A 7,731-nucleotide genomic window follows, 5' to 3' on the forward strand; every position below is an offset into this window, starting at 1 on the left:
CAGACCCCTGCAATAATGCAAAAATGAAACAGAAACGGAATTATTCCTGAATTTTCGTGGCAACCGGACCCGGGCCGCGCCATGACGGCGTTGCGCCCACTCGACGCTCACCGTGGAACGTCCCCACGGTTACGGTCGTCGGGCGCCGCGCGCCTCGTCACTGACGCGCCGTGGCCGGTTTCGCGACGAAATTTGGGAATTAGACGGGTTCAAGGCAACGCGGGGTTGGCTCTCGCTGAAAGCTTGGCTTTCGCCCCGGTTTTCCGGGTGAAAATGGCTTTGGAAGATGGTAAGGTTTCCCGTCTGCCTCATTTCCCGCTTGCCAAGATGGTTGCCATGCGCACTGAAATCCAACCCGATGCCGACTCGTATCGCCAGTTGCTGGCCCAGGGCAACCTGATTCCGCTTTGCCGGAATATTCTGGCGGATCTGGATACGCCTGTTTCCGCCTTTCTGAAAATTGCGGCGGACTCTCCTTACGCTTTCTTGCTGGAGTCGGTGCAAGGCAGCGAAAAGTGGGGCCGGTACAGCTTGTTGGGTCTCGACCCTCTGGCAGTGTTTCGCTTCAAGCGGGATGAGGTGCGCATCACCTGGTCAGACGGGCGCGAGGAGAAGCGACTGACCACCGATCCGGTCGCCGCCTTGAAGGAGTTCGTGGCAGGTTTTCGCGCTGTTCCGGTACCGGGGCTGCCCCGTTTCCATGGGGGAGCCGTGGGTTATTTCGGCTACGATACGGTGCGCTGTTTCGAACGTCTGCCCGATGCCAATCCCGACCGCCTGGACGTGCCGGACGGGTTGTTCCTCTTTCCACGGGTGGTGCTGGTTTTCGACAATCTGCTCAACACCATCACCGTGGTGGCCAATGCCTATGTGCCCCAGGGGGCCGATGCCGGGCAGGTCTACCAGGAGACGCGGCAGTTGATCGATCGCACCGTGGAGAACCTGCGCCGCCCGGTGACGTTGCCGCCGGTTCATGCCGAAGGGCCGCTGGAGATCAGCGAGGCCGATTTCCACTCCGAGATGAGTCAGTCCGAGTTTGAACAGGCGGTGCGTCAGGCCAAGGAGTACATTGCCGCCGGGGACATCATGCAGGTGGTGCTGTCGCAACGCCTCTCCATCGACTTCCCCGATTCACCGCTCAACCTCTATCGCGCCTTGCGCACCACCAATCCCTCCCCCTATCTCTTTTTCCTGCGGTTGGGCGACCACTCCCTGGTTGGTTCGAGTCCCGAGATCCTGGTGCGACAGGAGGGGCAGACCATCACGGTGCGTCCCATTGCCGGCACACGCCCCCGCGGAGCCACTCCGGAACAGGATCAGTCCCTGGAGAAGGAGCTGCTGGCCGATCCCAAGGAGAGGGCGGAGCATATCATGCTGGTGGATTTGGGGCGCAACGACCTGGGGAGGGTGGCTCAGACCGGCTCGGTTCGGGTGACGGAGCGCATGGTGGTGGAGCGTTATTCCCACGTCATGCACATCGTTTCCAATGTGGAAGCCACCTTGAAGCCTGGTTTGGATGCCTTCGATCTGCTGGGGGCGACCTTTCCGGCGGGGACCGTGAGTGGTGCGCCCAAGATTCGCGCCATGGAGATCATCGACGAACTGGAAGTGAGCCGGCGCGGTCCTTACGCGGGTGCGGTGGGTTATGTGAGCTGGCTGGGCAACATGGATCTGGCCATTGCCATACGCACGGCGGTGATCAAGGGGGGGCGGCTTTACATTCAGGCCGGGGCGGGGATCGTGGCCGATTCGGATCCCACTCGTGAATACGAGGAGACGATGAACAAGGCCCGCGCCATGTTCCGGGCCGTCGGCCTGACCCGCAAGGGGTTGGATTGACAGTCATTCGGGGGTCCGGGGAGATATCCCCCGGATCCCCATATCGTTGAAGATACCCGGCTTCAACGCACCGTGATGTTGAAGGCCAGCCGGGCCACATCGACGTAACGCCGCACGAAGTGAGCCGTCAGCCCGAAGCGGACATGTTCCGGCACCTCTTCGTAATCCTTGCGGCACCCCTCCGGCAGGACAATTTCCCGAATGCCCACCCGCCGGGCCGCGATGACCTTCTCCCGAATACCCCCGACCGGCAGCACCTGCCCGGTCAAGGTCATCTCCCCGGTCATGGCCAGCACCCGAACCAGTGGTTCATTGCGCGCCAGGGAAAGCAATGCCGTGGTCATGGTCACCCCTGCGGAGGGACCATCCTTGGGCGTCGCTCCCGCCGGCACATGCAGGTGAATGGCCCACTGCAAGCGTTCCGGATCCCCCCCCAGCTTGAGGCATTGGGCCTTCAGATAGCTGTAGGCGATCTGGGCCGACTCCTTCATCACGTCGCCCAACTGTCCGGTCAGGGTGATGCCGGGTTTGGCCCGATCGGTACAGATGGCCTCCACGTCGATGGTGGCCCCGCCCAGGGGCGTCCAGGCCAGGCCGGTCACCACACCGATGCCCTTCATGGGTTTTTCGTCGCGGAAGTCGGGCAGTCCCAGAAATTGCTGCAACTGGGGCCGATCCACCTTGATGGGGGGCTCGGTGCCTTCCAGCACCTGCACCGCCGCTTTGCGGGCGATCTGCCCGATCTTCTGTTCCAGGCGACGTACCCCTGCTTCCCGGGCGTAACCATTGATGATGGTCTCCAGCGCCTCCTTGGACATGCGCAGATCGGTCTTTTTGAGGCCGTTTTTCTCGATCTGCTTGGGCAGCAGATGGTTGCGGGCGATGCGCAGCTTCTCTTCGGCGATATACCCCGAAAGGCGGATGACCTCCATGCGGTCCAGCAGGGGGCGGGGGATCGAGTCCAACTGATTGGCGGTGCAGATAAACAACACCTTGGAGAGGTTGAAGCGCACGTCCAGATAGTGATCGAGAAACTCCCCGTTCTGCTCCGGATCCAGAACTTCCAGCAGCGCGGAGGCGGGGTCGCCCTGGTAGCTGGCGCCGATCTTGTCCACCTCGTCGAGCATAATGATCGGGTTGCAGACCTTGGTATATTTCAGCGCCTGGATGAACTTGCCCGGCAGCGCCCCCACATAGGTGCGGCGGTGGCCCTTGATCTCCGCTTCATCTCGCATGCCGCCCACGGAAAAACGGTAGAACTTTCGTCCCACCGCACGGGCCACCGATTTGCCGATGGAGGTCTTGCCCACACCGGGAGGACCGACCAGCAGGATGATGGAGCCGCCGATCTCCCCCTTGAGTTTGCCGACGGCCAGAAACTCCAGAATCCGGCTTTTGACATCTTCCAGCCCGTCGTGGTCCTCGTCCAGAATGGCGCGGGCCTTGGGAATGTCCAGCATGTCCACGGAGTGGACACCCCACGGCACCAGGGTCAGCCAATCGAGGTAGTTGCGGGTGACGCCGTACTCCGAGGAGCTGGTTTCCAGGAAGGAGAGCTTGCGCAGTTCCTCCTCGATGCGATTTTCCGCCTCTTCCGTCAGGGTGAGCGCCTTCATGCGCTCCCGGAAACGCTCCTGATCGGCGGTGCGATCATCCTTGGTGATGCCCAGCTCCTTCTGGATCTCCTTGAGCTGTTCCCGCAGGAAAAACTGGCGCTGATGTTCCGAAATACCCTGTTCCACCTGTTTGGAGATCTTCTCCTGCAGCTTGACCATCTCCAGCTCTTTTTTGAGCAGGGTCAACACCTTTTCCAGGCGTTGCTGCAGCGGGAAGGTCTCCAGCACATCCTGAAGTTCGTCGCGGGTGGAGCTGGTCATGGAGGCCACGAAGTCGGCCAGGCGATCCGGCTCGCCGAAATTGTGGCGGGAGAGGAATATGCGCACCTGCTCCTGATAGAGGGAGTCGTATTTCAGAATCTCCTTGAGGGTGTTGATGATGGCCATGGTATAAGGCTTGAACTGCTCGGGATCCGCTTCGCCGGGTTTGATGCGGTGATGGGCCACATGGGCCACGATGGGAGGTCCGGCGTGTTCGATGCTCAACACTTCGAAGCGGGAGAGTCCTTCGGCCAGCAATTTGACCTGTTTCTCCTCGTCGTGGACCTGGGCTTCCATGACCCGGGCCACGGTGCCGACGCGGTAGAGTTGTTCGGCGTCGAAGACATCTTTGCCATCCTCGGCATGGCTGAGCAGAATGCCGAACAGGCGCCCCGGCGTATCCAGGGCCATCTTGATGGTATCGTAATAGGGTGAGCCTTCCACCTGGATGGGGGTCAACATGCCCGGAAAGAAGGGACGCCCACCGAGTGGGTAGAGTACCAGGCTGGCTGGCAGCATGTTCTCCACCCGGGCGGGAGGGGTGGCATCGGAGGGAGCGATCCCCTCTTCGGCTGCTTCCGGCTCTTCAATGATGGCGTCCACGACTTCGATATCGTCCGGATGATTGTCCGACATGCTTCCCTCGTCGCGCGTATTGGCTAAATATGGACTGCTCATTCCCGGAGAAGGGAAGAACCACTGCCTGGAAGACATATATGGGGGGTGCGGCGGTATTTTTCAAGGATGCGGAATCATCAACCGGCGCCAGTGGGAAGAAAACTGGCGCCGGTCGGTGCGAAAAGAGGGGCGTAAGCGACTCAGGCGTTGCTGCAGCCGCCGCCTTCCTTGGGCGAAAAGGAGCTGCCGCAGCCGCAGGTGCTGGCCGCGTTGGGATTGCGGATCACGAACTGGGAACCGTTCAGATCCTCCACGAAATCAATCTCCGCGCCCCGAAGATAGTTGATGGAGACGGCATCGACCAGCACCTTGACGCCATCCTTCTCCACCACGTGATCGTTGCCGTCCTGGGTTTCGTCGAAGGTGAAACCGTACTGGTAACCCGAGCAACCACCTCCGGAGACAAAAATGCGCAGCTTCAGGTTGGGGTTGTCTTCTTCTTTCAATAAAGCATCAAGCTTGCGCGTGGCGCTGGAGGTCAGGGTGAGGGACATGGCAATATACTCCTGAAAGGTTTCTAAGGCGGCGGGCTCCCGGTTTTCCATGGACATCGCCGTGCGATTCTGGCAAAGACCAGAATGGACGTTGAGGCCCGATTTGTAAACCGATGATAAACTAAAAACAAAATTGTTGTCAAGATCGATCTCCGGGGGGAGCCCTTGAAGGCCTGGGAACGACGGGGCAGAGGGTGGCTGGGATTGGCCTGCGGGGTGGCCGTCACCCTGGCGGGCTGCTCCACACCGCACTACTACTGGCAGTCCGTGAAGGGGCAATGGCGGTTGTGGCAGGCCATGGAGCCGGTGGAGGAGGTGCTGCGTCGCCCGAATCTGGATGCCCTGACCCGGAAACGCCTCCTGCTGGCGGAAGAGGTGCGTGGTTTTGCCCTGGAGGCGTTGCACCTTCCGGATCACGGTGGCTACCGGGATTATGCCGACCTCGGGCGCTCCTGGGTGGTGTGGGTGGTCAATGCGGCGCCGGCCTATTCCCTGGAGCCCTTGCAATGGTGTTTTCCGATCGTCGGCTGTCTGGGCTATATCGGTTTCTTCTCCCGCGAGGAGGGTGAACAACTGGCTCGGGAGCTGGCTGCTCAGGGTTACGACGTGGTGGCCGGAGGCGTGGGCGCCTACTCGACGCTGGGCTGGTTTCGGGATCCCTTGCTGAACACCTTTTTCGAACGGGGCGAGGTTGGGTTGGCGCAGTTGCTCTTCCATGAAATGGCCCATGGCCTGTTGTATGTGGAGGACGATACCCCCTTCAACGAGGCCTTTGCGGAGACGGTGGCCCGGGAAGGGGTGCGTCGCTGGCTGGAGAAGAGAGGGGAAAGGGAGGCGTTGCGCCGCTATCACGATCACCTCATTCGGGAGGGGGAGGTTCTGCAGCTGATGACCGGGCTTCGGGAGGAGCTGGGCCGATTGTATGAACAGCCTCTGTCGGATCCGGAAAAGCGGGAGAACAAACACCGGGTGTTGGAAGAGGGCCGGGAACGGTATCGGCGTTTGAAGGCGGGTTGGGGTGGCAAGGGGGAGTGGGATGGCTGGTTCGGTCCGGAATTGAACAACGCCCGCCTGGCCAATGTGGCGACCTACCACCGCCTGATTCCGGCCTTTCTGACGCTGTTGCACAACCACGAGGGTCGGTTGGACGGTTTTTATCAGGCGGCGCGGCAGTTGGGAGAGCAGCCTTTGCCGATGCGCCGGCAGAGGCTCGAAGAGTTGTTGGATCAGGCCGGGGAGAAGGGGGAACGGGCAGATGACGGCGAACACCGATAACGTTCTTTTGTTGCACGGTTTATGGATGACGGGCATGGAGTTGGGCACCCTGGGCAACCGGTTGCGGGATCAGGGATTTCGCACCAGCACCTTTCGCTATCCCTCGGTGCGGGGGCGGGTGGAGGAGAATGCGGATCGGTTGGGGGCCCTGCTTTCGGAGAGTCATGCCGAACCCACCCACCTGGTCTGCCACAGCCTGGGGGGCGTGGTGGCTTTGCGTATGTTGCAGCGGCATCCCGCAGCCCGAGTGGGACGAGTGGTGGCCCTGGGCTCTCCCTTTCAGGGCAGTTATGTGGCCCAGCGCCTCTCCGACTGGCCCGGTGGTCGTTGGCTCTTCGGCCACAGCCTCGATGGCGCCTTGGGAAGTTCCAGTCAGGGGCTTGGCGTTCCGGATGGGCGGGAAGTCGGCGTCATCGCCGGGGATCACGCCTTCGGCTCCGGCGTCTTTTTCGGGCTGGAGAAGCCCAACGACGGGGTGGTCTCCGTGGCGGAGACCCATCTGCCGGGCGTTCTGGATTCCCTGCGGGTTTCCACCTTCCACATGGGGCTGATCTTTTCGGAAGAGGTGTCGGAACAGGTGGGCTGTTTCCTGCGGCACGGTCGTTTCGACACGGGCAGGGGGGCTGGATGAGCAAACCCCGTGACCAGCCGAAGAGGCTGCTGCTGTTGACGGGGGAGGGCAAAGGCAAATCCTCCAGCGCCTTCGGCATGGTCATGCGTGCTGCGGGCTGGGGCATGCGGGTGGCGGTCATCCAGTTCATCAAGGGCAAGTGGCCCACCGGCGAGGAGAAGGCTGCCAAACTCCTGCCCGGCATCGACTGGTTCGCCATGGGCGACGGATTCACCTGGGATACCGAAAACCCGGAACAGGATCGGGCCACCTCCCGGCGCATCTGGGACTTCTGCCGGGAGCGCATTCGTGGACGCCGCGACGACCTGGTGGTTCTGGACGAGATTCTCTATGCCATGGCCTACGGTTGGCTGAGCGGAGCCGAGGTGGCGGCATTCCTGGCGGAACAGCGCCCCTGGCACGGCCATCTGGTGTTGACGGGGCGTTCGGCCCCCGAGGAACTCGTGGCCCTGGCGGATACGGTGACGGAGATGAAGCTGCTCAAACACGGCTTTTCCGCCGGATTGACCGCTACCCGGGGCGTGGAGTTTTGAACGCGGTTTCCCGTGGCGAACGGCGCTCCCGCTTCGTTCTGTTGGGCCTGATCCTGCTGGGGGTGGTGGTGGTGATCGGCTCCCTGGGCACGGGTTCGGTATCCCTTTCCCTGAAGGATCTTTGGAACGGTTTTTCCGGAGAGGGGGAGCGTCTGGGGGCGGCGTTGTTGTGGGATCTGCGTCTGCCGCGCGCGGTGGCGGCTCTGGCCACGGGAGGCCTGCTGGCTTTGGCCGGAACCCTGTTGCAGGTGGTGTTGCGCAATCCCCTGGCCGATCCCTATGTCCTGGGGGTCTCGGGCGGGGCCGCTTGCGCCGTTTTGGGAGGGCTGCTGCTGGGGCTTCGGGGCAGTTGGGGACCGGGGGTGGCCTTCGGGGGCGCTTTGTTTTCGATTTTTCTGGTAGCG

General features: G+C 61.9%; 7 protein-coding genes. 5 read left to right on the forward strand and 2 right to left on the reverse strand.

Translation table 11 applies throughout. From position 1 onward, the window contains the following. The first annotated feature begins 336 nt into the window (after nucleotides 1-336). Nucleotides 337-1,839, forward strand: a complete 1,503-nt coding sequence (gene trpE, locus HQL56_16450; GenBank protein ID MBF0311107.1) for an anthranilate synthase component I — start codon at nucleotides 337-339, stop codon at nucleotides 1,837-1,839. A 62-nt stretch (nucleotides 1,840-1,901) separates the two neighbouring features. On the opposite strand, the gene lon is transcribed toward trpE, so the two are convergent. Then, nucleotides 1,902-4,352: an endopeptidase La gene (lon, locus tag HQL56_16455; GenBank protein ID MBF0311108.1), complete on the reverse strand. Its 2,451-nt coding sequence runs from the start codon at nucleotides 4,350-4,352 to the stop codon at nucleotides 1,902-1,904. Between the two features lie 182 nt (nucleotides 4,353-4,534). Next, nucleotides 4,535-4,888, reverse strand: coding sequence for an iron-sulfur cluster insertion protein ErpA (gene erpA, locus HQL56_16460; protein ID MBF0311109.1), 354 nt, complete (start codon nucleotides 4,886-4,888; stop codon nucleotides 4,535-4,537). A gap of 165 nt (nucleotides 4,889-5,053) precedes the next feature. Here erpA and HQL56_16465 point away from each other — a divergent pair, with 165 nt between their 5' ends. The 4 genes from HQL56_16465 to HQL56_16480 all read left to right on the forward strand — a co-directional run. Continuing rightward, the gene (locus tag HQL56_16465) at nucleotides 5,054-6,163 is read left to right on the forward strand and encodes an aminopeptidase (GenBank protein ID MBF0311110.1); all 1,110 of its coding nucleotides are present in this window, start codon (nucleotides 5,054-5,056) and stop codon (nucleotides 6,161-6,163) included. Beyond that, nucleotides 6,144-6,794, forward strand: coding sequence for an alpha/beta hydrolase (locus HQL56_16470; protein ID MBF0311111.1), 651 nt, complete (start codon nucleotides 6,144-6,146; stop codon nucleotides 6,792-6,794). The genes HQL56_16465 and HQL56_16470 overlap by 20 nt, the downstream gene beginning before the upstream one ends. Continuing rightward, nucleotides 6,791-7,327, forward strand: coding sequence for a cob(I)yrinic acid a,c-diamide adenosyltransferase (cobO, locus tag HQL56_16475; GenBank protein ID MBF0311112.1), 537 nt, complete (start codon nucleotides 6,791-6,793; stop codon nucleotides 7,325-7,327). The genes HQL56_16470 and cobO overlap by 4 nt, the downstream gene beginning before the upstream one ends. Further along, nucleotides 7,324-7,731: iron chelate uptake ABC transporter family permease subunit (locus tag HQL56_16480; protein ID MBF0311113.1), on the forward strand; the 408-nt coding region annotated here is incomplete at its 3' end. The genes cobO and HQL56_16480, both read left to right, overlap by 4 nt.

It is taken from the genome of Magnetococcales bacterium, assembly GCA_015231925.1.
GTDB lineage: Bacteria > Pseudomonadota > Magnetococcia > Magnetococcales > JADGAQ01 > JADGAQ01.